The following is a 25,081-nucleotide window of genomic DNA, read 5'->3' as shown; positions in this document are numbered from 1 at the left end:
CAATCGGTTCCCTCAAAACTTGCTTTGCCTGCATTGCCTGCAGCCGCGAGTCTTGAACCAGGATGGGTTCAGCTTCATCCACAGGGTTATGCACAGCACGTGGATAATCGGCTACTGGGCCACTCTAGGGGATGAAAAGCCTAGAAGATAGCTGGCAAGGAGCTTGTGGATAATTACATGGATGTGGTTTCCAAAACGGCCCTGTGAGCCACTTCATCCACAGCCTCGGAGGGCAGGTTAAGCACAGTTGGGGATAGCCCGCACGTGGAGCCTCAGTTTGACTCAGGGGTTCAGGTTGCCCTAACGTTGTGAAGTCCTTTGTGTCCGCTTTTTGGCCCCATCTGAATCTCTTAGGCGCAGTGCGCTTGAGCAGCCGGGGGAAGCGTGCATATACAAAACTTAGCGTCGGCCAGTTCTTCCCCATACGGTGGGCGCACCTTTGATCCACTGGAGTAACTAACGTGAGCAAGCGGACTTTTCAGCCGAATAACCGCCGTCGAGCCAAGAAGCACGGCTTCCGCCTTCGTATGCGTACCCGTGCCGGCCGCGCCATCCTGGCGGCCCGTCGTGGCAAGGGCCGTACCGAGCTGTCGGCGTAAATAACTGACTTGTCGGTAGACATTTCTTTGCGAGTTTAAGGTGCTGGCCACCCGTAACCGTTTGAGGACTGCAGCCGATTTTTCAACAACTGTACGTTCCGGTGTCCGCAATGGACGCCGGAACGTAGTGTTATATACGGCAGCTATTGCTGCCGACGAACCCAGCCGGATCGGGTTCATCGTTTCCAAGAGTGTAGGGAACGCTGTGGCCAGGAACCTCGTTAAGAGGAGACTGAGAGAAGCAGGTGCTGCCTCGCTGCGCGAGTACGGCACCGGGTTTGCCATAGTGGTCCGGGCGCTTCCTGCGTCCGCAACTGCCAGCTGGGACCAGCTGCTGTCGGATTACAATGCCGCATTGGAATCAACGATGACCCGGCTGGCCGGCCGCCCTGCAAGGGCTGCCGCCAACAGTTCGGCCGGTACTACACAGGAGGGGACACTGCGTGCGTAACGCCACCGCCGTCGTCGTTACCTGTCTCCGACGTAGTGCCGCAGCAGTTGCGCTGTTCCTCTGGAACCTGCCCCGCAGCATACTCATTCTTTTATTGATGGCCTACCGCAAGGTGATTTCACCCTTGTACGGCCAGGTCTGCCGCTTCTTTCCTTCGTGCTCGGCCTATGCCCTCGAGGCGATTACGGTGCACGGCGCCGTCAAGGGCAGCTGGCTGGCAGCCCGGCGCCTGGCGCGCTGCCATCCCTGGAACGCCGGCGGTGTGGACCACGTCCCCGCCGGCCACCGCCACTGGCCTGAAAACCAGACCCCCACAATTGTTGTACTGAACAACCCGGACAAATACCTGGCTGCGCAGTCTGATGGAGAAGGCCGCACTGCGGCCTGACGAATAGGGATATCGTATGGACTTCTTTGAAACAATCATGTTTCCGTTCAAGTGGCTTGTTTCCATCATCATGGTGGGCTTCCACGAAGGGCTGAGCAGCATCGGCCTGCCGGAAGCCTCCGGCTGGACGTGGACGCTGTCCATCATCGGGCTGGTACTGGTGATCCGTGCCGCCTTGATTCCCGTGTTCGTCAAGCAGATCAAGGCCCAGCGCGGAATGCAGCTGCTGCAGCCTGACCTGAAGAAGCTCCAGGACAAGTACAAGGGCAAGACCGACCAGCTGTCCCGCCAGGCCATGGCCCAGGAACAGATGGCCATGTATAAGAAGCACGGCACCAACCCGTTCTCTGCCTGCCTCCCCATGCTGATCCAGATGCCGTTCTTCTTCGCACTGTTCACCGTGCTCTCCGGCATCAGCGCCGCCCGTGACAAGGGCGTCGGTATCGGGGCCATGAGCCACGACCAGGTGGTCCAGTTTGACGAGTCCACCATCTTCGGGGCCACGCTGTCCGCCTCGCTCCTGCACGGTGGCGAGGGCAACCTCACTTCAGTGTGGATCCTCTCCATCCTCATGATCCTTGCCATGACGGCCTCGCAGTTCATTACGCAGAAGCAGATCATGGCCAAGAACATGTCCGAAGAGGCCATGGCCAGCCCGTTCATGCGCCAGCAGAAAATGATGCTCTACATCCTGCCCATCGTCTTTGGCGTCGGCGGCATCAACTTCCCCATCGGTGTCCTGATCTACTGGACCACCACCAACCTTTGGACCATGGCACAGCAGTTCTTCGTCATCCGCCGTATGCCGACGCCGGGATCCCCCGCCGCCAAGGCCCTCGCCGAGCGCCGTGCCGCCAAGGGCCTTCCGGCCTTGCCCATCCTGGGCGGTAAGAAGGACGAGGCGGCAGCCGAGGCTGCTGCCGCCGCGGCCGTGGCGCAGGCCAAAGCCCAGCGCATCCAGCCACAACGCAAGAACAGGAAGAAGAAGTAATGTCTGCCGAGAGCACCGAACACGCCCTTTCCGAGGACATCATCGAGAGCCGGGACGCGTCCGCGAATGGGGAATCCACGGGAACTGACGTACCCAAGGGATCGTCAGCCAGCCGCCTGGAGGAAGAGGGCGACGTGGCAGCGGACTACTTGGAGGAGCTGCTGGACATTGCCGACATCGACGGCGATATCGACATTGAAGTCCGCAACGGGCGCACCTACATCTCCATCGTGACAGAGGAAGAGTCCGATGCCCTGGACAATCTGGTGGGTGAAGACGGAGAAGTCCTTGAGGCACTCCAGGAGCTCACCAGGCTCTCCGTTCTCTCGGCGACTGATAACCGGTCCAGGCTGGTCCTGGATATCAACGGCTACCGCCAGGAGCGTACCGGCCACCTGCAGAAGATCGCGGAAGATGCGGCAGCTTCAGTGAGGGAAAACGGCGAGCCGGTGGCACTGGAACCGATGAGCGCCTATGAGCGCAAGATTGTTCATGACGCTGTTGCAGACCTGGGACTGGTCAGTGAGTCCGAGGGCGAAGGCGCCGGACGCCACATTGTTGTGTCCGCAGACTAGAGAATTGCTGATCCGCTAATCATGGTTGACATCACGGCAGCTGAACTCGTGGCCGCTGAGAAAATATTCGGCGACCGGTTGGACCTGGCTAAGCGCTATGTGGAGCACTTGGCTACCTCCGGAACGGAGCGCGGCCTTATTGGGCCGCGGGAGATTCCCCGGCTCTGGAGCCGTCATGTGCTCAATTGCGCTGTCATTGAGAGCGAGATTCCCGAGGGCAGCCATGTGGCCGACGTCGGCAGTGGTGCAGGCCTGCCGGGCCTCTGCCTCGCGATTGCCCGTCCGGACCTGGAACTGACCTTGATCGAGCCACTGGAGCGCAGGGTTATCTGGCTTCAGGAAGTGGTTGACGATCTTGGCCTGGACAACGTCACCGTAATGCGGACCCGGGCCGAGTTGGCAGTGGGACATGTGGAGGCTGACGTGGTGACAGCCCGGGCGGTCTCTGCCCTCAGCAACCTCGCCGGCCTCACGATTCCGCTCCTCGCCGGTAAGGGCGAGGTGGTGGCCATCAAGGGGCGCAGTGCGGCTGAGGAAATCGAAAAGGCCGCCAAGACCATCCGCAAACTGGGCGGCATTGAAACGTCTGTTCTGACTGTGGGCGAGAGCCTGTTGGAGGAACCTACTACTGTGGTGCGCATCGTTGTAAACAAGTCCCAAAAGAAAGCCTAGTTCAGGCCCGGTGACCCAACTCTGCCGGGTCCAGCGGTTAGGCTAGACAACGGCAGCAAATTTGGCCGAACGAGAGTGAGTGTGCCCCAGTGACCAGTAGCGAAGCCTCCACGCAACGGATACCGCCGTTCGTGTCCTTGGGGTCAGCACGTTCCGTCGCTGGTCCCATTGTGCCCCCGGCCAGGGGTGGAATTCATCCGGAAAGGGTTGCGGCAGGCGCCAACGCCATGGCCGTTTCACGTGAAACAACCGTCTCCGGTAGATCCAACATCATCGACGCCATTGATGATTCCAGCCCGATCGCCCGCGAATTGGCACATGAGACCAAACGCCGTGAACGGCTGGTGGGCCGGAAGCTTCCCCGTCCGGAGAACACGCGCGTTTTTACTGTCTCGAACCAGAAGGGTGGGGTAGGAAAGACCACCACCACCGTCAATATTGCTGCCGCCCTTGCCGCGGCAGGATTGAATGTCCTGGTCATTGATATCGACCCTCAGGGAAACGCGTCCACCGCCCTGGGAATCGAGCACCATGCCGACGTGGACAGCATCTACGATGTCCTGATAAACGACGTCCCGCTCGCGGACGTAGTGGCGCCCTGCCCGGACATCAACAATCTGATCTGTGCACCCGCCACCATCCACCTTGCCGGCGCGGAGATTGAACTCGTTTCGCTGGTGGCCCGTGAGCAGCGACTGCGCCGGGCAATTGACGTCTATGCAAAGGCGCGGGAAAAGAACGGCGAGCAGCGGCTCGACTACATCTTTATCGATTGCCCGCCAAGCCTTGGACTGCTGACGGTCAATGCCTTCTGTGCAGCCAACGAGGTGCTGATCCCCATACAGTGCGAGTACTACGCACTTGAAGGACTGAGCCAGCTTCTCAAGAACATTGAGATGATCCAGAAGCACCTCAACGCGGACCTTGTGGTTTCCACCATCCTTTTGACGATGTACGACGGGCGGACGAATCTTGCCGCCCAGGTCGCGGCCGAGGTCCGCCAGCATTTTCCGGACCAGGTGCTGTCTGCTGTTGTTCCGCGTTCCGTGCGGATATCAGAGGCACCGAGCTACCAGCAGACTGTCATGACGTACGACCCTTCCTCCAGTGGAGCCCTGTCTTATCTGGAAGCCGCTGCTGAAATAGCAGAGCGCTGAATCTTCAAACTGCAACGACCGGAGCACGGCATGGCCGGGATCTACCACTGGAGGGATTACCAATGAGCGAGAAGCGACGTGGCCTGGGCCGCGGTCTTGGCGCGCTGATTCCAAGTTCCGCCGCCGCCAACGGTTCGGGCAACGGTACAGCCGCCTCCCGTCCGGTAGACCTCTTCTTCCCTGAGGGACGAAGGAAGACGGAACCAGCCGAAGAGGCCGCGGCCAACCAGTCCTCGAACAAGGCAGCAAGCGAAGGGACCGCTGCTCCGTCCACTAAGCAGCCGTCCACCGCATCTCCCGCAGGCAAGAGCACTGCCGGAAGAAGCGCCGCCGCAAAGCCCCGTCCTTCCGGCAGTGTTTTCGCCAAAACGGAAGAGGGCAGTGAATCCCCTGCCAAGGGTGAGGCCGCTCCCGATCTGCAGGAGGAGCAGCCAGGGGTGGCTGCTACGGCGTCGGCATCTGGTGATTCCGCTGAACGGGAGGACGAGCCCACCTGGACTGACTCAGGCGTGGAGCTGGTAGAGGTGCCGGGCGTTCGCTTCGCTGAAATTTCAGTCACGGACATCCACCCCAACCGCAAACAGCCGCGATCGGTCTTCGATGAAGACGATATGGCTGAGCTCGTTCACTCCGTTCGCGAAATAGGCGTCCTCCAGCCAATTGTTGTCCGCAAATCAACCGAACCCGGTGGTGAACCCTTTGAGCTCGTCATGGGTGAACGTCGATGGCGGGCGGTTCAGGCTGCCGGCCTCGAGACCATCCCTGCAATTGTCAGGGACACCACCGACGACGATCTTCTGCGGGACGCCCTGCTGGAGAACCTGCACCGGAGCCAGCTAAACCCCCTCGAAGAGGCGGCGGCCTACCAGCAGCTCCTCGAAGACTTCGGAACCACCCATGAGCAGCTGGCGGATCGTATCGGGCGTTCGCGTCCCCAGGTGTCGAACACCCTTCGGCTGCTCAAACTGCCCCCGTTGGTACAGCGCCGGGTCGCGGCAGGTGTATTGTCCGCAGGCCACGCCCGTGCACTGTTGGCCCTGCCCGACGCTGCAGCAATGGAGCGACTGGCCCAGAAGATCGTGGCTGAGGGGATGTCAGTGCGAGCCACTGAAGAGGCCGTAACGATGTACCAGGATCCCGCCAAGCCGGCGAAGAACAATATCCCCCGTCCTGGTGCCCGCCACGAGCGGCTCGATTACTTGGCGTCCTCCCTTTCTGACCGGCTTGATACCAACGTCAAGATTTCCCTTGGTGTCCGCAAGGGCAAGGTGAGTATCGAATTCGCAAGCGTCGAGGATCTCAACCGGATTATGGATGTCCTCGCACCTGGTTCGAACAACTAAAGCGCATCGTTCCGCAGAAGGAAGGCCTGATTCCGTGTGAATCAGGCCTTCTTCTTTGAGCTGGGGCTACTTCCGCTTAGCGGTCATTGTCTGGGTATTGGGGTGCCAGGATGCTGGATCTCTTCGTGTCCTGACCATCTTGTCTGTTAAGACTTTCACGCGAAGGCTGAGTGGAGTTGCTGCGTGTTAGGCAGATCGGGCTTCTATTCCGGCTGCCCAGGCAGTCCAGGTCTCCGGCACTGATGATCCCCCGCTCGCTATCGTCACTCCCATGGAGCTGCGGTCTCGGACTTTCCCTATACCCGCCCGAGAGCCGAATAATTGAGGTGCTGGAACGGAATCGGTGCTCTTCCATGGTGGGACTCTCTGTATTTAGTCCCTTATGTGCCGCCATCCGCAGCGTTCCCAAATGTGTTTCACGTGAAACCCCCTATTAACAGGCTCTGTTGCCGCTCATCCGTGTCCCCGCCTGCCTTCGGCGGGCACACTAGAGTAGCCCAGAGGATGTCTGTCGCGTGACCGCGGCGTCCACTCACCTTGTCCCGCTGCCCACTCGGCGCTGATAGATACTCGAACCATTTCCGATCGTGGTCGGGGATGGGGTTGGGTTGTATGTCGGCGGCCGATTGTTGTCCTGTCGTCCAAGGCAAGTTGCCCGAGAACTCGAATGCCACCTTCTAAGTTTTTGGTGGCAGTGCCTACGTGATAACAACTACCAAGCAAGTAGCACTCGGGGCCTTCCCTATACCCGCGTAGATCCGAACAATTGAGGTTCTGGAACGAAGTGGGCGTTTCTCCTGGTGGGACTTCCCGCATCTGACCCTGTCTGAGCCACAATCCTTAGTGATTCCACGTGTGTTTCACGTGAAACCCCTGGTAACAGGCAATGTTGCCGCTCATCCACGTCTCCTTCGGGCCGGATAGAGGGGTTAGCCCAACGGACCCAGCGGTTGCCCAAGGTGTCACGGGCCGCGGTGCCCACTCGCTGCTGATAGTTAGTCGGAGTCTTTCCGATCATCATTGGTTCGGCGTTGGTATGTCGGCGGCCGTCTGTTGTCCCGTCCCGCACGGCAAGCTTCCCGTGTGGTCGCATGGTCACGCTCTTAGTCCTATTGGAGGCCCCTACCCCGTAACGACGACAGTCCCGGTAGCACGAGTGTCAGGCGCACTGTTTCACGTGGAACATGTGCCCTTGAGGCAAAGAGCTGGGTAACTCGGGTTGGAGCCGTCCACTTGGGCTTCAAAGTTCGCGGGTCGTATATCCCGATCCGGCCCACATACATGCACTTTTCGCAGCCGCCACTCCCGGGGCGAGAGCGAACCAAGGCGCACGCACGCTTAGGCACATCGTTCCTGGTTCTGGATCCAACTCGGCCCAGGAGCTTCTGCGCGGTGGGCGTGAGTGGTGGCCTGCATTGCAGATACACCCAGGCAGGTTTTGACTGAACGTACGGCATCGTACGGCAGTGTCCGTGGGGCACATTGCCGGACGGACCCCTGCTTGTTTCACGTGAAACGATTGCTAACCCCTAGCGCTCTTGGTTTCCGCAGAGGCACAGCACGAGCAGTCGTCGAGTTTGCGCCTGCAGTAGCTCGATGAGTGGCTGCGAGGAGTATGGATGAGAGGGCTACTGACAGGTGTAGGCTCATGACCGGCGAGTGAGCGATGAAGCACCAGACCCATAATCGGGTGCACGCCACTGACGGCTCAAAAGGGGCAACGCGGCGGCCGGATGCTCGGAAGGATAACCACCAGCGGTCAAGCTCTGGGATCCAATCTTGCGTTCCGGAATAGTGAGGCGGATCCCCGCGCGAGCAGACCTGTGGTGGGCGGGTTGTTGTCATCACTCCCCTGGACTGTCATAGCTCCGGGCCGGAGAACTCCACAACGGCTGGTTAGGGGTCGTGTAGTCCGCACGGGTTCAGTCAAGGAGATACGGGCGGCTGGACGTGCCTGCAGTCTCTCACGTGGACTAACGCGGGCTGTCGCGTCCTGCTACTACGGGATGCCATCCCGGCTAGCAAACAGATCGTGCTGCGGTCCAGGACGAGAGGCGCACGCGAACCGCGGTGCAACGCGCGATGCGCAGAGGCCGTCCAGTGGCCGTTAACTATGGTGTCACCACCCTCTGCGCGCGGTAAGGTCGTTGCTGTTCTCTGCCGGCGCCCCACCCGCCTTCCTGTTCCTCATATCCCCGGGGTGTCCAACATAGCGGTTCTGGTGGCCGGCCGCCTTGCCATCTGAGGTGTCCCTGCCGTCAGTGGTCTTCCACACACCCTTCGGGTGTAGTGGACATGGCTGTGGATTGCGCTGTGGATAACTTTGTGGACAGTGGGCCTCACGGAACGGGAGGTTGAACCGGTACATCGCCATAGGGCAGTTCCTCTGGGGCATGCCCAGCCCTACGGTGCGGATTGATTCACTGCCTCGTTTCACGTGAAACAAACTAGGAGTGCAGAACGATGCTGTTTCTGCGCCTGTATCTACTAACTATGGTTTATTCAGGGACTGGGAAGGGCTTGGAATCTTGAGAGCAGGCTCGCCGGGAGACCGCAGACCGACCATGGCTTGCCACACTCGGCTGCAACTGGGGTTTGGGGCTGTCGTGGCGGATCAGCAAGCGGCGCGGGCTCTTGGCTAGGTGGCTGTGGATAAGGCTGTGGATAGGAGCGATCTGCTGGTGTGGATAACTTGTGGATAGACTGCGGGCTGCTTGGGATCATGAGGCCCAGGTGTGGCCCATGGATGGGGTGCACATTGAGGACCTGGCTGGATTTATGGCGTGAGGGTCCACCGGGCAGACAGCGGATTGGTTAACTGCGGCCGGCTGGTTGGATGGTCCTGACGTGACGGTTGTGAGAAGGGGCCGCCGGTACGCACGCATTGAAAGAGTAGGAGGCAAGTAGTTGGCCCCCTAGATTACGTGCACCCTGCTCCCGACTCTGTTTTAGTGAAGAACCAAGGGGTGCTGGTAAGTGCACGGCCCAAGACAGAATCGGCTGGCTATAGACTCGTGGATTGTCGAGTCCGGCTCCTGCCGAGGGGTTCATACTCGGCGGTGTGCGCGCCTGGTGGTCACACCGATGTGGAGCTGTAGGCGTCAGGTACAGCAAGGTACCCCAAAAATCCACATCGCAAGGCACAGGCAAGACGCCAGACGATGGTGGGAACGTCCTAGCCAATGAGAGGAGAGGTCCCAGCCATCATGCGGTGCCTGCACTCTGGGGCCACCACATAGGGGGGCTGCAGCTTCACCAGGAGGTTTGCAGTCGCACCGCAAACTCTCCCATGCGGCGACCGCGGTGTTTCACGTGAAACGGTTCTGTACAAAGGTCGGTTCTAGGCGCGCGCTCCCCCGGGCTGAAACGGAAGGGGTGGTGCCCCCAAACTCGACCGGGGCCCCGGCGAACTGCCGGGGTGTGCTGTCAGCGTTCATGCCACCTGAGAGTCCGAGCCTCCAGAACCTAGAACCAAGCGGAAGCCCGGGAGGAGCAGATTCACCAGCCATCGCCGACGGTCTCATTAAGCGGGCGGTCTCGTAGTCGGCGTGTCATGAGTATGAGTATGGGGAACGACCAACCTGCTCAGGCAGGAGAGGGACGCAGACCGGTTGGACAGGCTCCGTCGGATCTAGCCGCCGCAGCCAAGTTGAGCACCCCGGTTGAACTTCAATGACCACCAGATGACAGCAGAACAGGGTGAAGTCCGTACAGGAGACCAGGTGGCTCCCCCGGAGAAATTCATGGCTATTAGCTCCAATGTCCCTTGGCCGCCTGTCGGGCCAAGTCTGCGGGGTGCGATTGGGGCGCACGGCTTTTGGTTGCTTCGCCAGTGTCGCGCACCGCCGGCGTGCAGTGATTGTCCGCGGGTCGTGGGAAGGCACTTAGAGACGAGGTGCACTGCAGTTAGAGCGAGCCTTCGGAAGAAGGACTGCGCCTTGACCTTGAGCCCGGCATCGCGCCGCCAGCAGTGCGGCTGTCCCTGGCTGCGCTCACCCCAACTTAGCTGTGTGTTGTGGAAAGGCCGGTGAAGCATCAGTTGTCTTATGCTTCACCTAATGGTCTAAGTCGACTTGAATCTGGCCGCCGCGCTGGCGGCGTGTTTCACGTGAAACACGCCAGCCCCGCACCGCAGCAGCCAGTCACGATGTGCACCCACTCACCACGTACGGATAGAAGCAATTCCCGTCCCGGTGCAGGTCTAAGTACGGTTCCTGTGCGATTGCCTACCGGAGCGGGAGGAATCCGCAGGGCGGGGCCGCATGGTGGCGCCTTCTCTGGACGAGATGAACTGCATCAAATAGGGCGGAGTTACGCTGATTGCAGTGCGTCATCCCTAATACGGCACTCCCCCTAGTAGCGCGGGTGGCTCCGGCCCTTTACAGGGGGTGTACGGCATCTGCCGGACGGCCCCGTTTCACGTGAAACAGCGGACCCGTAGGGACTGACGGCGCTCACGAGCGGATGCGCGCACAGCCCCCGCAGTCCCACGATCGGCACAGTTGCACGTGTCCAGTCTCTGAAACAAAAAGTGGCCACCGCCGGAAGGCGGTGGCCACTCGCGAAACTGCAGAAACCGCAGAATCTAGGACAGGACGTCAGCGAATTCCTTTTCGAAGAACTGCTTTGGCTTAGCTCCAATAACCGTGTTCTTCACTTCACCACCCTGGAACAGGTACACAGCTGGGATGGAGGTGATGCCGTATTCGGCTGCGATGGATGGGTTGTCGTCCACGTTTACCTTGACGACATCAACCTTCTCGCTGTACTCCACCGAAATTTCGTCCAGGATCGGACCGAGCTTGCGGCAGGGCCCGCACCATTCGGCCCAGAAATCCACAATAACCGGCTTGTCAGAGGACAGAACGTCCGTGCTGAAGCTAGCGTCTGTTACGTCTTTGGCGTTACTCATAACCCTTGTCTCTCTCTTCGGATATTGTTTGCGATGATTATGCGGGCAAGTCAGCGAGGTAATGCTCTACATCGATTGCGGCTACACAACCCGAACCGGATGCCGTGATGGCTTGGCGGTACGTGGGGTCCACAACGTCGCCGGCGGCGAAAACGCCGGGGATACTTGTCTTCGAGCTGCGGCCTTCGACGGCAATGGTCCCCTCGGGTGTCAGGTCAAGGACATCCTTGACCAGGTCAGTCCTGGGATCGTTGCCGATGGCCACGAACACGCCGGTCACCGAAAGATCGGAAACTGTTCCGTCAACGAGGTTCTTCAGCTTCAGGCCGCTGACTTTGTCCTCGCCTACAACATCGTCCACGGTGCTGTTCCAGATGAAGTTGATCTTTTCGTGGGCCAAAGCGCGGTCGGCCATGATCTTGGATGCCTTCAAGGTGTCGCGCCGATGAACAACTGTCACGGATTTCGCGAACTTGGTGAGGAAGAGTGCTTCCTCCATAGCGGAGTCTCCCCCGCCGATCACCGCAATGTCCTGGTCCTTGAAAAAGAAACCGTCACAGGTTGCACACCAGCTAACGCCGTGGCCGGACAGGCGCTTTTCGTTCGGCAGCCCGAGCTCCCGGTAGGCGGACCCTGTAGAAAGAATAATTGCCTTCGCACGGAAGCTCTCGCCCGTGGCAATGGTCACCGTCTTTACAGGACCTTCGAGGTCAAGGGAGGTCACATCCTCGAACTGGATCTCCGTGCCAAAGCGTGAGGCCTGCTTTTCGAAGTTCTCCATCAGGTCCGGGCCCATGATCCCTTCCGGGAAACCGGGATAGTTCTCGACGTCGGTGGTGTTCATCAGCTCACCGCCGGCGGTAACGGAGCCTGCAAGCAAAAGCGGCTTGAGGTTGGCACGGGCGGTGTATACAGCTGCCGTGTAACCAGCCGGGCCAGAGCCCACAATGATGACATCACGTACGTCGGACGCGGTGTTTTCTGCGATGGTCACTGAACGGTGAACCTCTTCCTTATTTGACGCGCCTCCCCGTGGAGGCCGGCCACATGGCACAACTGTTACTTGATCCTGAATATTCCGGCGCCTGGACGTGCTGAAACACAGGTAGACAGCAGACAACCGTCACCGCAGGCGCTCTTCCAAGGTTACAGTCCCACCAGGCAGGCGCTGCGCCTCCCCCTGCCACCGGCAGCGACAACCGCCCGACAGCCCACATCACGGCGGCAGCCGCGCTTCAAGTAGCGGGAGGTTACTGCACCTTGATCTCGGCGAGCCGGACGCCGTAACCGTAGCGCGTCTTAGGAGCGGCAAGCCGTGGCAGGGAGTTGATGGAGACAATCACGTACTGGGCCTGGACCGGCTCGGCCAAGGGCATTGTCAGGTCGGTTGACGTGAAACTGTTGGTCCCTACGGCTTTGGCACCATCCAGTGCAGGCCGGTCGTTGGTGTACACCGTGATGTTGCCACCGGATCCCCCCAACTGCGAAAGCGTGATGGATGAAACCTTGGCAGGGTTCTTGAGCTTTACCACCAGCGGGACGCCCTGGGGTGCCAGGCCGCCCCAGTTTTCGGTTGCGAACTCCATGTCCGACCAGTAGCTGGCAGCGTTGCCGTCATAGGCCTTCACCAAGTCACCATCGAAGGTGGCGGCGAAATCGAAGGTCCCCTGCCTGCTGATATTTTCAATTGCCGGCGGGGCGGCGGGAGCAGCGGAGGTCGGCGCCTGCGTTCCGGGTGTCGTGGTCTCCGGGGCACCACCATTGGTGGCAGGGGCGGTGGGAACCGCCTGCGGCTGCGGGGAGAAAAGGCTGCCCAGGTTTGTTACGGCGAAAACAAGCCCGGCAATGAGGACTACAGCGAGCAACCCGCCAACGAGCCATCGCATGGACCTGGGCTCGCGGCCGCCCTCGTCACGGTCGTCGTCATACCCGCTTTGGCTGTCAAATGAAGCACCTGCAGCGGCAGGCGCGGCAGAGCGCGCAAACAAGGAGGACTTATTGTTCTCCGTTTGAGGTTCGTCTTCAACCGGCGCGCCGGAAGGCTGGTCCTCGGCATAGGCGTAATCGGCGTCGGACCACAGGGACACTTTCGGCTTTCCGCCCGGGGTGCCCTCCCCGCTTCCGGGAGCCGGTACCGGCTGGTGGTCCCGTCCGTGGCCAGCGCTCAGAGGAGTGGCGCGGGTTTCTGCTTCGCTGCCGCTACGGGTTCCGGAGCCGGCTTCAGCAGCAGCCGCAGCACCTGCCGCACCGCCCACGGCTGCTGCCCCGCCCATTGCGGAGGCACCGGTGGAGTTACGGGCGGAGGAAGGCGACGCCGCCGGCCGGGCAGGCGGTTTCGGCGGCACAACCGGCGCCTGCCGGTAGGGATCCACCTGGCTTGGGTGTGCATCGGAGTACTTGATGTAGCCCGCTTCAATGTGGTCTTCGTCGTCGTAGGGTTCGGGCTCGTTCGACCTTGGCTGGCCAAAGATCTCGCTGCCCAGGGTGTCGGTGAAGAAGGGTTCCACATAGGGCGGATTCGACGCGACCACCAGGTCCAGCAGATCCGCAGCCGACGTGTGGTTGGTGATGAGGTAGGTGGCAGCCTCGGTCATGCCAAGGTCCAGGACCTGGACGGTGCCGGGCCGCTCACCGGTAGCCACTTCCCGGGCGCTCTGGGCAACCTGCTCGGTGTTGCCGGGGCCGGCAACCAGGATGCTGACGGGACGGTTCAGGACCTGGTCCACACCGTCCAGCACCAGATCGTGGTCGTGCGAGGCCAATACAGTGGCGGTGACCTTGTAACGGCCGCCCAGTACTGATCCGACATCGATCGGGTTGGACACGTGTTCCTCCTAGACTGTCCGGGAGTGCCGGCTTGAATGATGCAACCGCCATCCAGGAGCCGCCGGGCGGCTGGCCCTGGATGCAACTACCCCTGTACCTTCTCGATCCTAGCCGATTGCGTCCCTTGCGCCCTGGATAAAGGCGGCGGCGGCCGGCTCGAAAGTCACTTTTTTCGGGGGCGCCGTGGCTTGAAGTAGGGGTTCTCGCCGGGCTTCCCCTGGAAGGTACGGCGTCCTGGCAGCGGAATCTGTTCCCGCAGCAAACCTCCCCGGGCCGTACTGGGCTGGTCCTCCGCGGGAAGGTAGTCCTCGTCGGACGAAGCCGGGCCGTCGCCGTCGCGCGCCTGCCTCCGCCGTGTCCCGTGTTCCGCGTCCTCCTGTTCCGGAGCCGGCCCGGCCCTGAAGGAAACGGCGTCGAACTCGCCGGAAATCCGGGGAATGAGCCCGGTGTCCACGGAGGTGGTGGCACGCTCCGGCGCGGGCCGCCGTGGTCCACCGGAGGCTCCGCCGGGGGGAGAGTCCGACGGCGGGGTCCCGGCTTCCGCGGAAGGTGCGGGCGGTGCGCCGCGGCCCAGCCGTCCCAAGAGGGGGCGGAGCAGGTCGCGCAGTTCGGCAACGCGGAACAGCTTGAGCAGGAAGAAGTAGGCCACCAGCATGACCGGGCCCACCACGACGAGCGTTATGAGGGCTGTAATCCGGTCGCGCCAGGCGAAACCGTCCGGGCTGTAGCTGCCCATCAGCCAGAGCGCACCTGCACCTGCAATGGCCGAACCAAGCGCTGCATACCCCATGCGGATGTAGGAGTTGGCGATCCTTGGCCCGTCCAGGTGACCCAACAGGCGCCGCAGGAAGTACGCACTGATGACCACCGACAGGATGTTGCCCACCATATAGAGGACGGCGATGGCGTAGATGATCTGGGTGACCGGCAGGAACTGGATGGCGAACGCGCCCGCCACGTAGACAACGGCCAGGAGCAGCTGGATGAAGAACGGCGTCCGGGCGTCCTCATTCGCGTAAAACACCCGGGACATCATGAAGTTGGCGCTCATGAACGGCGTGCTCAGCGCCAGGATGGTGAGCGTCTGGGCCAGCATCACGCCGTCCTGGCGAAGCCCTCCGGAGAAGAACATGCCCAGGGGACCGGCGAGGGCAAAGAGGGCCAGGGCACCAAACACAGTGGCAACCGCCATGGTCCGCAGGCCGTGGGAGAGAGCATCGCGCAGCTCGTCATGGTTCCCGTCCTGCGAAGCCCGGGTCATCCGGTTGAACAGCACCGTGGCCAGTGACAGCGCGATGATGGAGTGCGGCAGCAGGTAGAGCTGGCTGGCAACCTCCAGCACGGCGTTGCCGGGCAGCATGTTCGCCGCCGGGTCTCCCGCCTGCTGCAGCCGGATGCGCTCCGCCCCGGGGATGGTGGCGATGCGCATGACGTACAGGAAGGCAAGCTGCCCGACGGCGGCCGTCAGCAAGGTCCAGACGCTCAGCCTGGCTGCCTGGCCCAGTCCTACTCCCCGCCAGCCGAACCGGGGCCGGAGGCCCAGCCGCAGCCGGATCACCGGAATCATCAGGATGGCGGTCTGGGATATCACTCCGATGGTGGAAAAGCCCGCAACCAGCAGGGTCTGGGTGCTGCCCCAGTTGTCCAGGGTGTGCGGATTCAGCTCGTTCGCACCGAAGATCCAGATGAACATGCCCAGGCCGGCGATGGCAACCACGTTATTAAGGATGGGCGCCCACATGGCAGGGCCGAATGCGCCGTTTGCGTTCAGCACCTGGGTGAGGAGGGCGTAAAGGCCGTAGAAGAAGATTTGGGGCAGGCACCAGAACGCGAAGGTGACGGCCAGGGCCTTCTGCTGGGGACTGTATCCCTGGGTGGTGAGCTCAATGACCCCCGGGGCCGCCAGCGTTACCAGGGCTGTCAGCCCCAGCAGGAGGAGCACAGCCAGCGTCAGCAGCCGGCTGATGTAGTCCGCTCCCCTGTCCGGAGCCTTGCTTGCCTTGATGATCTGCGGCACCAGGACCGCGTTGAACACGCCCCCGGCAACCAGCAGGAAGATCAGGTTGGGCAGGTTGTTGGCGTTAATGAAGGTGTCATTGACGGTGGAGCCAAGACCCAGGGCAGTGCCCAGCATCCAGGTCTTTCCAAAACCCAGGAACCGCGAAACGAGCGTCCCGGCAGCCATGATGGCGCTGGACCTGGTTTCGCTGGCAACCGTGCCGCCAGGGGAACTGTCCGCGCCGGCCGGCGCGGGGGGAACGCCGTCAGGGGCGGCGTCACCGGGCGGGCCGGCTTTATCGGAAGGAAAGTTGGTAGCTGACATCGAGTTCATCGTCTCACCCGAAGGCAGTTAAAGCCGCAATGCAGGCACCGGCTGCCCGGGGCGGCTGCAGCCCTAAAGGTGCCCGGGAAGGACTTCCCGGGCCAGATCGGCGATCCGGCGCTCGTTGGGGAAGGACAGCTTGCGCGCCAGTTCCTGGATGGGGACCCAGGCCACGTCCACGGCTTCCTGGTCCGGATCGTTCTCGATGGTGAGCTCGCCGCCCGTGGCCCGCAGGAGGTAGTGATGGACCGTTTTGTGGACCCGATGGCCGCTGACGGTAAACCAGTAGTCGATGCTTCCCAGCGGTGCGAGGATGTCGCCTTCAATGCCGGTTTCCTCGGCAATTTCTCGGACGGCGGCCTGCTCGTTGTTTTCTTTTCCCTCCGGGTGGCCTTTGGGAAGGCACCACTCCAGGCGTCCGCCGCGATTAAGGCGGGCGATAATCGCAACCCTCAACTCGGCGTCGGACGTGTCCACCACGACGCCGCCGGCGGAGACCTCCTCCACCGTGGGCAGCGATGCCGGTGCCGAATGCTGGGCAGGCGCAACGTGCGCACCAATTGCCGATGGCAATGGCGCGTTCGTCCTCCTGCCGGGAGCGCTCGGTACTGGATGGGCCATGGAGTCCACTCTAACGACTGTTGCCCGTTCGTGATGACCGGAACATGACACCAACATGGACGGCATATGACGCACTTTGCCGTGCACTGAGCGATTCCGCGCGATCTTGACCCTAATTTGGCCTGCCGACACGCTGGTTTCTGCCAAGCTTAAGTAACTATGGCGCACGCACATCACAAGACTGATTCCCAGACCGTTGATTTCCAGGTGGACCCGGTGGTCCTGGAGCTCGGCCGGCGCTTCGTGGACGCCGGCCACGAACTGTCCCTGGTGGGCGGACCGGTGCGTGACCTTTTCCTGGGCCGGACGTCCCCCGACCTGGACTTCACCACCGACGCCACCCCGGACCAGACCGTGGCACTCATCAAGAAGTGGGCGGACAACTACTGGGAGATCGGCCGCGCCTTTGGCACGATCGGCATGCGCAAGGCCGGCTTCCAGATCGAAATCACCACCTACCGGGCAGAGGCCTACGATCCTGACTCCCGGAAGCCGGTGGTGGCGTTCGGTTCGTCCTTGACCGATGACCTGCTTCGGCGGGACTTCACCATCAACGCCATGGCCCTCAAGCTGCCCTCCCTGGAACTGGTGGATCCCTTCGGCGGGGTCCGTGACCTTCATGCTTCCGTCCTGGCCACGCCGGGGGCCCCCGAGCTTTCTTTCTCCGACGATCCGCTGAGGATGATGCGCGCGGCACGGTTCGCTGCCCAGCTGGGTGTATCCGTGCACCAAGACGTCCGCCGGGCCATGACGCAGATGGCCGAACGGATCACCATCATTTCCGCGGAACGCGTGCGGGACGAACTGGTCAAGCTCATCTGCGGTGCCCGCCCGCGCGTCGGCGTGGACCTGCTGGTGGATACCGGCCTCGCCGAGTTCGTGCTCCCTGAGGTTTCCGCGCTCCGCCTGGAATCGGACGAGCACCACCGGCACAAGGACGTCTACCAGCACTCCCTGCAGGTCCTTGAGCAGGCAGCGGAGCTGGAGACGGATGGTGAAGGCTCCGTGCCGGGGCCGGACTTCGTGCTGCGCTTCGCAGCATTAATGCACGACGTCGGCAAGCCGGCTACGCGCCGCTTTGAACCGGGCGGCGCGGTGAGCTTCCGCCACCACGACATGGTGGGAGCCAAACTCACCTCCAAGCGGATGAAGGCGTTGCGCTTCGACAACGACACCACCAAGGCTGTTGCCCGCCTCGTGGAACTCCACATGCGCTTCTACGGCTACGGGGACGCCGGCTGGAGCGATTCTGCAGTCCGCCGCTACGTGACCGATGCCGGGCCGCTGCTGGAACGGCTGCACCGGCTTACGCGCTCGGACGTCACCACCCGCAATCAGCGGAAGGCCGAACGGCTCGCTTTCGCCTATGACGACCTGGAAGCCCGCATCGCCGCACTGCGCGAACAGGAGTCGCTGGACGCTGTGCGCCCCGACCTTGACGGGGCCCGGATCATGGCCCTGCTGGGGCTCAAACCAGGGCCCGTGGTGGGCCGCGCCTACAAGTTCCTGCTGAATGAGCGGATGGAGAGCGGGCCCCTGCCTACGGACGAAGCGGAAGCACGGCTGCTCCGCTGGTGGGCGGAACAGCCGGAATCCGCCCCGGATGAAGCTGGACGCCCGCCTGTTGAAGCCGATCCCGCACCCGCACCTGCCGCACCCGCACCCGCACCTGCCGCGGCCGAGGCCGGAACGCCTCCCGCCGCCGTCGAGCCTTCCCCTTCTGAGGAGTCCAAGTGACCATTCCCGCCCTTGCCCCGCGCCCCCAGCTGTGGATCCTCCGCCACGGCGAGACCGAATGGTCCAAAAGCGGCCAGTACACCGGGCTGACGGATCTGCCGTTGACGGTCGAGGGAGAACAGCAGGCCGTGGAGGCCCGCAAGGTGCTGGATCCCGTCGACTTCGACCTGGTGCTCACGTCTCCCCTGCGGCGGGCACGGCGGACAGCAGAGCTGGCCGGCTTCCCTGACGCCCAGCATGAACCCCTGGCCGTCGAATGGAACTACGGCGACTACGAAGGCATCAGCTCTGACCTGATCCGAAAGGACAACCCCGAATACCTGATCTGGACGCACGGGGTTCCCAACGGCGAAACGCTGGACGAGGTCGCGGCCAGGGCGGACAAAATCATTGGCCGGGTGCTGGAATCCGGCATGGACAATGTGCTGATTGTGGCCCACGGCCACTTCTCGAGGATCCTCACGGCACGCTGGCTGGAATTGCCGCCCATGGAAGGCCGCCATTTCATTCTGGGCACTGCCAAGGTCTGCACGCTGGGCTGGGACAAAAGAACACCCGCTATTGTCCGCTGGGGCCTTTAAAGGCTTTCCGGGATTTGTTTGATTTATTTTTGCTTTCTTACTGGCGGATATCCTTCGCCGTAGTGTAGTTTTATTCCTGACCCCAGAGCGTCTGCCGGGGTATCGGCGCATGTTGCACGGCCCTTGGCCTGAGCAATGGCAGAGCAGAAAAGGAGGTTGGGAAAATGATTACTTTGACTAGCGGACGGAAGATGAACGTCACCGCAGCCCCGGCCTCTGATGCCTTTGCGCGCCCGTTTTGGGGACACACCGGCTCCTAGCCTTGCTCCGCTTGGGTGGAACGCAGCCTCCCACGTGCAACGCCATAGCCAGAACCCCTGAGTAGACCCGTAAGCCGGAGCCACGCTCTTTCCTTGGGGCCTTTCCCCTGCCTTGCCAATCAAACAGTCTGAGCACTGTTTGTCCCGGCAATTCTGACAAATCCCGGACATTCCTGGGTGCGCTTTCCTGCGCCCTAATTCCAGTCCCCATTGCATTTCGCAAAAAGGGATTAATTGCCGCGCCCGGTTTGCGGGCCAGCCAGTACAAAAGGAGGTGATACCCATGAGAAAGTTCCGGAAACTCCTGCTGCCGGCACAAGGCCGGCGCAGCGGCAGGAGGCTGATCAACGAACCCCTGCTGGAGAAGCAGCGCGAAGACGTCTTCGTCCTGATGCACCAGCAGATCGGCGGTACGCGGTAGGCGGAGCAGCAGGCACGTGGACCGCCGCCCGTCCGCGGGAACCGTGCCGGCCATCAGCGAGGAGGCCGAATGGACGTGGGCCATCTTCTGGCTGGAGCCCACGCGGCGACGCGGGGGCTCCAGCTCGCGGGTGGCCCCTGTACCCGGCCGCTGCGGCGGTAAGCTCAAGCCATGCAGGAGTCCCAGCCGCCGGAGCACCAGGAAAGGTTGCGCCTGGTGGTTCCCAGCCGGAGCGATGTCCTGCTGAGGAATTTCACGGAAGTGGTGGGCGGCCCCCTTGGATTCCGGGCCGCTCCGGGTGTTGTCCCCCCCGGCATCTTCACTGTGGAGCGGGTACTGATCCTGCTGACGGTGCTGGCGGCACTCGCGGGCACCTTGCTCAAGGGCTACTGCCGAGCCAACGGTTGGGAATCCCCCACCCAGTTTTACGCCACCTGCTACTCCGACTTCCCGGAACTCTTCCGGAACCGCGGGCTCGCGGAGGGACAGTTTCCCATTGTGGCCAGTGGAAGCCAGTTTGAGTACCCGGTCCTCACCGCCCTGATCGCGGGGGTAACGGCGTGGCTGGTTCCCGGTACCGGAGTGACGAACGCCCGGATCCTCGCCTATTTCGATATCAATGTTGCGCTTCTGGCCGCAGCCACGGTGGTTGCCGTCCTGGCTACGGCCCGGATGACCAGCCGCCGCCCCTGGGATGCGGCCATGGTGGCGCTGGCGCCGGGCATCGTCCTGGCCGGCACCATTAATTGGGATCTCTGGGCGGTGGCACTGCTTGCCGTGGGGATGTATTTTTTTTCGCGGGAACGCCTGGTGCTTGCCGGAGTCTTCGTCGGGTTGGCCACGGCTGTGAAGCTGTATCCGCTGCTCATCCTGGGCGCCATGCTCCTCCTGGCCCTGCGGACCGGCCGCTTCCGGCCCCTGCTCACGACGGCCGGGGCCGCCGGGGCCGCGTGGTTGGCAGTCAACCTGCCGTTCGCCGTCGCAAATCCCTCCGGGTGGGCCTACTTCTTCCAGTACTCAGCCGACCGCGGCGCCGGGTACGGCTCACCGTGGTTTGCGTACAACCTGCTGCTGAACAGGTTGAGGGGCCAGGAGCTGGGCGCCGACGCGGTGAACCTTCTGTCCTTCGGCCTGTTTGCGGCGGCCTGCGCCCTGATCGCACTCATTGCCTTCACGGCGCCACGCCGCCCGCGCCTGGCCCAATTGGCGTTCCTGATAGTGGCGGCGTTCATCCTCACCAGTAAGGTCTACTCACCGCAGTATGTTGTCTGGCTGATTCCGCTGCTCGCGCTGGCCAGGCCGCGGTGGCGGGACTTCCTGGTCTGGCAGGGCATCGAAGGCCTGCATTGGGCCGCTGTGTGGATGTACCTTGGACAGGTGACCAGCGCGGGTTCCTCCCAGCACAACCTGGATATGCCCTACTACGTCCTGGCCGTGGCGGCGCACATGGTGGCCGTCGCCTACCTGATGGCCCGGGTGACGTGGGACATCTACGACCCCACCTACGATCCCGTCCGGCGGCACCATCTGGACGATCCCCACGGCGGACCCTTCACCGGCGCCCCGGACCGGTTCCGTCTGAACCTGCGCACCCCGGCGGACCCGGGCGCCCGGCGGAAGGCCGCATCCGATGCCTGACGTTGCGGTAGTGGGCGCCGGACCAAACGGATTGGCGGCCGCAGCGGTGATGGCGCGGGCAGGGCTCTCCGTAGAGGTTTTCGAGGCTGCGGCCGAAATCGGCGGCGGGACGCGCACTGCGGAACTCATGCAGCCGGGACACTTCCACGATGTCTGCTCGGCCGTCCACCCCATGGCCCTGGCATCGCCCTTCTTCCGCGCCTTCGAGCTGTCCCGGCGGGTGCAACTCGTGACTCCCGTGCTGTCCTACGGCTCTCCCCTGGACGGCGGCCGGTCCGCCCTTGCCTACCGGTCCCTAGACCGGACGGCAGCGGGACTCGGGCGGGACGGGGCCGCCTACCGGCGCCTCATGGGACCCTTGGTCCGCACCGTCGACGACGTCATGGACTTCACGCAGAACCAGCTCTTCCGTGTCCCCCGGAATCCCGTCGCTGCGGGCATCTTCGGCCTGCGGACCCTGGAGCAGGGCTCGGGACTGTGGAACACCCGGTTCCGCGAAGAACTTGCCCCTGCCCTCCTCAGCGGCGTCGCCGCCCACGCCGTGTCCCACCTGCCGTCACTGGCCGCGTCCGGGGCGGGACTGATGCTGGGGGCGCTGGGCCATGCTGAAGGTTGGCCCATTCCCCTGGGTGGTTCCGCCGCCATTGCCGCCGCCCTGGCGGAGGACATCAGGGCGCACGGCGGGGTTCTCCACACGAACGCCCCGATAAACCGGCTGCAGGACCTCCCGGCCGCCCGGGCCACCCTGCTTGATGTAGCGCCGCGGGGACTGGCAGACATGGCCGGGGATTCCCTTCCCCACCGGTACCGCAAAGCGCTGGAGTCCTTCCGCTACGGGAATGGCTCGTGCAAGGTGGACTTCATTCTTTCCGGCCCCGTGCCGTGGACAGCTGCGGAACTGGCAGACGCCGGAACAGTCCACGTGGGCGGTACCAGGGCCGAACTCGCGCATGCGGAAAACGAGGTCAGCGCGGGCCGACACCCCGAGCGGCCGTATGTGCTGGTGGCCCAGCCTTCGCGCTTCGATCCCGGCCGGGCTCCCGCCGGACGCCACACGCTGTGGACCTATTGCCACGTTCCTGCCGGTTCAACCAAGGACATGGCCGGGGCCATCACCGCCCAGCTGGAACGGTTTGCCCCCGGATTCCGGGACCTGGTGCTGGACACGAACGTGGTTACCGCGGCGCAGCTGGCAGAGTACAACCGGAATTACATCGGCGGGGACTTCAGTGCCGGGACCATGGACCTCCGCGGCCTGGTCCAGCGGCCGGTGGTGTCGCGGCATCCGTGGCGAACCCCGCTCCAGGGCGTCTACCTTTGCTCCTCCTCCACGCCGCCCGGCCCTGGGGTTACGGGCATGCCCGGCCTCCACGCGGCAACGCATGCGCTAAAGGACATATTCCAACTGCCCGTTCCAGCGCTGGGCCTGAACACGCCCTAGGACGCGGACCGCCTGCGAAGGGCCGCTGAATGGCCAATTGCCCCGGGCACAACGGGTGATAATGGCCGGATGGGGAAATCAACAAAACTTTCTGTGGCCGTCGCTGTGCTGATTCTGGGAACGCCGCTGGCGGCCTGCGATGACGGCAGAAGCGGGGCCGAAACGGCAGTACAACAGTTCGCCGCAGGCCTTTCGTCACTGGACGTGGGGACCGTGGCCTTTGAGGGCAAAGACGCGGCAGCTGCTAATGACCAGCTGAGAAGCGTGTTTGCGGCACTGGACCCACAGAAGCCGGCGGTTGAACCGGGTGAAGTAACCCTTGACGGTGACAATGCCTCCGCGCCGCTGGACTACACGTGGAAATTCGGTGAGGCGGAGTGGAAGTACACAGTCCAGGCAAAGTTCAGGAAGTCCGGGGACAAGTGGCTGGCGGTCTGGGACCCCGCCACGCTGGCACCCGGCCTCGCCGACAGCGAGATCCTGTCCAAGGGCTCCCAGTCCCCGCAGCGTGCGGACATCCTCGGAGCCGGTGATGTCCCGCTGGTCACGTACAGGCCGGTGGTGAACGTCGGTATTGACAAGCCCCAGCTGGTGGGTGCCGATCCCGCAGACTCGGCCGCCAGGCTCGCCGCCCTCGTCGGCGTTGACGCCGCCGGCTATGTCCAGCAGGTGCAGGCCTCCGGCGCCGAAGCCTTCGTTTCCGCGATCACCCTGCGGGAAGAGGGCCGGACCATCACCGACGAGCAGATTGCCGCCATTCCCGGTGCCCGCGCCATTCCCGCCTCGGTGCCCCTGGCGCCCAGCCGGACCTTCGCGCGTGCCGTCCTCGGTACGGTCGGCGAGGCCACCGCCGAGCAGATTGACGCCTCTGGCGGCGCGCTGACCGCGGGGGACATGACCGGCATCGGCGGGCTGCAGCAGCAGTACGACGAACAGCTCCGGGGGACGGACGCCGTCGTGATCCGTGCCCAGCGCGCGGACCTGACCCGCGAACAAATCCAATCGGCGGCAACAGACCCCCGGCGGGTGCTCTTCGAAGTGGCGCCCACGCCGGGAACGCCGCTGAAGACAACGATCGACCCGAGGCTGCAGTCGCTGGCCGAAAGCACCCTGCAAGGCGTCGCTCCGGCCTCCGCCATCGTGGCGCTGCGCCCTTCCAGCGGCGCCGTCCTGGCCGTGGCATCGGGCCAGGGAAGCAACGGCTACAACACCGCCATGCTGGGCCAGTACGCGCCCGGATCGATCTTCAAGATGGTGGACTCCCTGGCGATGTTCCGCAACGGCTTGACCCCTGACTCCAAGGTTGAATGCACACCCACGCTGACAGTGGACGGGCGGACCTTCAAGAACGCCGAAGGCTACCCGGAGGGCTCCCTCGGCTCCGTTAGCCTGCGCGACGCTTTCGCGCACTCGTGCAACACGGCGTTCATCGCCGCCAGGGACACCGTGTCGCAGGGACAGCTCGAGGCAGCCGCCCTGGCCATGGGCATCGCCGTCGAAGCACCTTCACTGGGGGCCGAAGCGTTCCTCGGTTCCGTTCCGGGCGAGGCGGCCGGGACGGAACACGCCGCCTCCATGATTGGCCAGGGCAAGGTGCTGCTCTCGCCGTTGGCAGCGGCCATGATGGCCGGCTCCGTGGCCAAGGGTGCCCCCGTCTCGCCCCAGCTGGTGGTGAATCCCGACGGCGGCGCCCCATCGGCCGGGACAACGAGCGGTTCCACGGCACCCGCCGCCCAGCCTTCGGCCACTGCAACGGCTGAGGCTCCTGTGACGGCCTCAGGCGAGCCGATCACGGCAGCGGAGGCCGCCTCCTTGGCGGACATGATGCGTGCCGTGGTCACCTCCGGGCATGCCGGCTTCCTTTCGAGCGTTCCCGGCGCTCCCGTGGGGGCCAAGACCGGCACGGCGGAATTCGGCAACGAGAATCCCCCGAAGACGCATGCCTGGATCGTGGCTGTCCACGGCGACCTGGCCGTGGCCGTCTTCGTGGAGGATGGCGGGTTGGGCGCGACCACCTCGGGACCGCTGCTGAAGGAGTTCCTCACCGCCGCCGGGTAGAGTTTTCGTCCAGATACGCAGACTTCCAGGCCGGGAAAGCCTGCATAATCTGGACAAAAACTCGCCGGCGGCGGAGGGGCTAGGAAA

At 63.1% G+C, this 25,081-nt stretch carries 19 protein-coding genes; 14 read left to right on the top strand and 5 right to left on the bottom strand.

All coding sequences use genetic code 11. From position 1 onward, the window contains the following. Positions 1-461: 461 nt before the first annotated feature. From rpmH to SMD14_RS20200, 8 genes are all read left to right on the top strand, one after another. The gene (rpmH, locus tag SMD14_RS20235) at positions 462-599 is read left to right on the top strand and encodes a 50S ribosomal protein L34 (RefSeq protein WP_003800212.1); all 138 of its coding nucleotides are present in this window, start codon (positions 462-464) and stop codon (positions 597-599) included. Positions 600-639: 40 nt separating this feature from the next. Next, positions 640-1,050: a ribonuclease P protein component gene (rnpA, locus tag SMD14_RS20230; protein ID WP_321214844.1), complete on the top strand. Its 411-nt coding sequence runs from the start codon at positions 640-642 to the stop codon at positions 1,048-1,050. Continuing rightward, complete coding sequence (yidD, locus tag SMD14_RS20225) at positions 1,043-1,438, top strand: membrane protein insertion efficiency factor YidD (protein ID WP_321214843.1); 396 nt, start codon at positions 1,043-1,045, stop codon at positions 1,436-1,438. Before rnpA ends, yidD begins: the two co-directional genes overlap by 8 nt. Positions 1,439-1,454: 16 nt before the next feature. Then, a complete protein-coding gene (gene yidC / locus SMD14_RS20220; protein WP_321214842.1) occupies positions 1,455-2,429 on the top strand; it encodes a membrane protein insertase YidC in 975 nt (324 codons plus the stop codon). Further along, the gene (locus SMD14_RS20215) at positions 2,429-3,004 is read left to right on the top strand and encodes a R3H domain-containing nucleic acid-binding protein (protein ID WP_157240157.1); all 576 of its coding nucleotides are present in this window, start codon (positions 2,429-2,431) and stop codon (positions 3,002-3,004) included. The genes yidC and SMD14_RS20215 overlap by 1 nt, the downstream gene beginning before the upstream one ends. A 21-nt stretch (positions 3,005-3,025) precedes the next feature. Continuing rightward, positions 3,026-3,676 (top strand): 16S rRNA (guanine(527)-N(7))-methyltransferase RsmG, encoded by a 651-nt coding sequence (gene rsmG, locus SMD14_RS20210; RefSeq protein ID WP_157240159.1) that lies wholly within the window; start codon positions 3,026-3,028, stop codon positions 3,674-3,676. An 89-nt stretch (positions 3,677-3,765) separates the two neighbouring features. Next, positions 3,766-4,833 carry a ParA family protein gene (locus SMD14_RS20205; RefSeq protein ID WP_321214841.1) on the top strand — a complete coding sequence of 356 codons (1,068 nt, stop codon included), beginning with the start codon at positions 3,766-3,768 and terminating at the stop codon, positions 4,831-4,833. 62 nt (positions 4,834-4,895) lie between these two features. Beyond that, positions 4,896-6,176 (top strand): ParB/RepB/Spo0J family partition protein, encoded by a 1,281-nt coding sequence (locus SMD14_RS20200; RefSeq protein WP_321214840.1) that lies wholly within the window; start codon positions 4,896-4,898, stop codon positions 6,174-6,176. A gap of 4,585 nt (positions 6,177-10,761) precedes the next feature. Here SMD14_RS20200 and trxA read toward each other — a convergent pair. The 5 genes from trxA to SMD14_RS20175 form a co-directional block, all read right to left on the bottom strand. After that, positions 10,762-11,088, bottom strand: coding sequence for a thioredoxin (gene trxA / locus SMD14_RS20195; RefSeq protein WP_104999538.1), 327 nt, complete (start codon positions 11,086-11,088; stop codon positions 10,762-10,764). Between the two features lie 37 nt (positions 11,089-11,125). After that, on the bottom strand, positions 11,126-12,082 hold the full coding sequence (gene trxB, locus SMD14_RS20190) for a thioredoxin-disulfide reductase (protein ID WP_321214839.1): 957 nt from the start codon (positions 12,080-12,082) through the stop codon (positions 11,126-11,128). Positions 12,083-12,338: 256 nt separating this feature from the next. Then, positions 12,339-13,913: an ABC transporter substrate-binding protein gene (locus SMD14_RS20185; protein ID WP_321214838.1), complete on the bottom strand. Its 1,575-nt coding sequence runs from the start codon at positions 13,911-13,913 to the stop codon at positions 12,339-12,341. Between the two features lie 164 nt (positions 13,914-14,077). Beyond that, entirely contained in the window at positions 14,078-16,237 is a 2,160-nt protein-coding gene (murJ, locus tag SMD14_RS20180) for a murein biosynthesis integral membrane protein MurJ (RefSeq protein ID WP_321214837.1), read from the bottom strand. Between the two features lie 72 nt (positions 16,238-16,309). Then, positions 16,310-16,810: an NUDIX hydrolase gene (locus tag SMD14_RS20175; protein WP_157242834.1), complete on the bottom strand. Its 501-nt coding sequence runs from the start codon at positions 16,808-16,810 to the stop codon at positions 16,310-16,312. A 207-nt stretch (positions 16,811-17,017) separates the two neighbouring features. On the opposite strand from SMD14_RS20175, the gene SMD14_RS20170 reads away from it, so the two are divergent. The 6 genes from SMD14_RS20170 (at position 17,018) to SMD14_RS20145 (ending at position 24,994) form a co-directional block, all read left to right on the top strand. Then, entirely contained in the window at positions 17,018-18,595 is a 1,578-nt protein-coding gene (locus SMD14_RS20170; protein ID WP_321214836.1) for a CCA tRNA nucleotidyltransferase, read from the top strand. Beyond that, a complete protein-coding gene (locus SMD14_RS20165; protein WP_321214835.1) occupies positions 18,592-19,176 on the top strand; it encodes a histidine phosphatase family protein in 585 nt (194 codons plus the stop codon). The genes SMD14_RS20170 and SMD14_RS20165 overlap by 4 nt, the downstream gene beginning before the upstream one ends. A 543-nt stretch (positions 19,177-19,719) precedes the next feature. Next, positions 19,720-19,857, top strand: coding sequence for a hypothetical protein (locus tag SMD14_RS20160; protein WP_199775297.1), 138 nt, complete (start codon positions 19,720-19,722; stop codon positions 19,855-19,857). A gap of 171 nt (positions 19,858-20,028) precedes the next feature. Then, complete coding sequence (locus tag SMD14_RS20155) at positions 20,029-21,495, top strand: glycosyltransferase 87 family protein (protein ID WP_321214834.1); 1,467 nt, start codon at positions 20,029-20,031, stop codon at positions 21,493-21,495. Further along, positions 21,488-22,936, top strand: a complete 1,449-nt coding sequence (locus SMD14_RS20150; protein ID WP_321214833.1) for an NAD(P)/FAD-dependent oxidoreductase — start codon at positions 21,488-21,490, stop codon at positions 22,934-22,936. Before SMD14_RS20155 ends, SMD14_RS20150 begins: the two co-directional genes overlap by 8 nt. Before the next feature lie 69 nt (positions 22,937-23,005). Beyond that, complete coding sequence (locus SMD14_RS20145; protein WP_321214832.1) at positions 23,006-24,994, top strand: penicillin-binding transpeptidase domain-containing protein; 1,989 nt, start codon at positions 23,006-23,008, stop codon at positions 24,992-24,994. Positions 24,995-25,081 lie beyond the last annotated feature (87 nt).

Source organism: Pseudarthrobacter oxydans (assembly GCF_034258515.1).
Lineage (GTDB): Bacteria > Actinomycetota > Actinomycetes > Actinomycetales > Micrococcaceae > Arthrobacter.
This window is presented reverse-complemented; position numbering and strand designations above follow the sequence as displayed.

Excerpts from the sequence above, each read along its gene's own strand:
- yidC (WP_321214842.1), top strand. The coding sequence starts at position 1,455 with ATGGACTTCTTTGAAACAATCATGTTTCCGTTCAAGTGGCTTGTTTCC.
- SMD14_RS20215 (WP_157240157.1), top strand. The coding sequence starts at position 2,429 with ATGTCTGCCGAGAGCACCGAACACGCCCTTTCCGAGGACATCATCGAG.
- rsmG (WP_157240159.1), top strand. The coding sequence starts at position 3,026 with ATGGTTGACATCACGGCAGCTGAACTCGTGGCCGCTGAGAAAATATTC.
- SMD14_RS20200 (WP_321214840.1), top strand. The coding sequence starts at position 4,896 with ATGAGCGAGAAGCGACGTGGCCTGGGCCGCGGTCTTGGCGCGCTGATT.
- trxA (WP_104999538.1), bottom strand. The coding sequence starts at position 11,088 with ATGAGTAACGCCAAAGACGTAACAGACGCTAGCTTCAGCACGGACGTT.
- murJ (WP_321214837.1), bottom strand. The coding sequence starts at position 16,237 with ATGTCAGCTACCAACTTTCCTTCCGATAAAGCCGGCCCGCCCGGTGAC.
- SMD14_RS20170 (WP_321214836.1), top strand. The coding sequence starts at position 17,018 with ATGGCGCACGCACATCACAAGACTGATTCCCAGACCGTTGATTTCCAG.
- SMD14_RS20160 (WP_199775297.1), top strand. The coding sequence starts at position 19,720 with ATGAGAAAGTTCCGGAAACTCCTGCTGCCGGCACAAGGCCGGCGCAGC.
- SMD14_RS20155 (WP_321214834.1), top strand. The coding sequence starts at position 20,029 with ATGCAGGAGTCCCAGCCGCCGGAGCACCAGGAAAGGTTGCGCCTGGTG.
- SMD14_RS20150 (WP_321214833.1), top strand. The coding sequence starts at position 21,488 with ATGCCTGACGTTGCGGTAGTGGGCGCCGGACCAAACGGATTGGCGGCC.
- SMD14_RS20145 (WP_321214832.1), top strand. The coding sequence starts at position 23,006 with ATGGGGAAATCAACAAAACTTTCTGTGGCCGTCGCTGTGCTGATTCTG.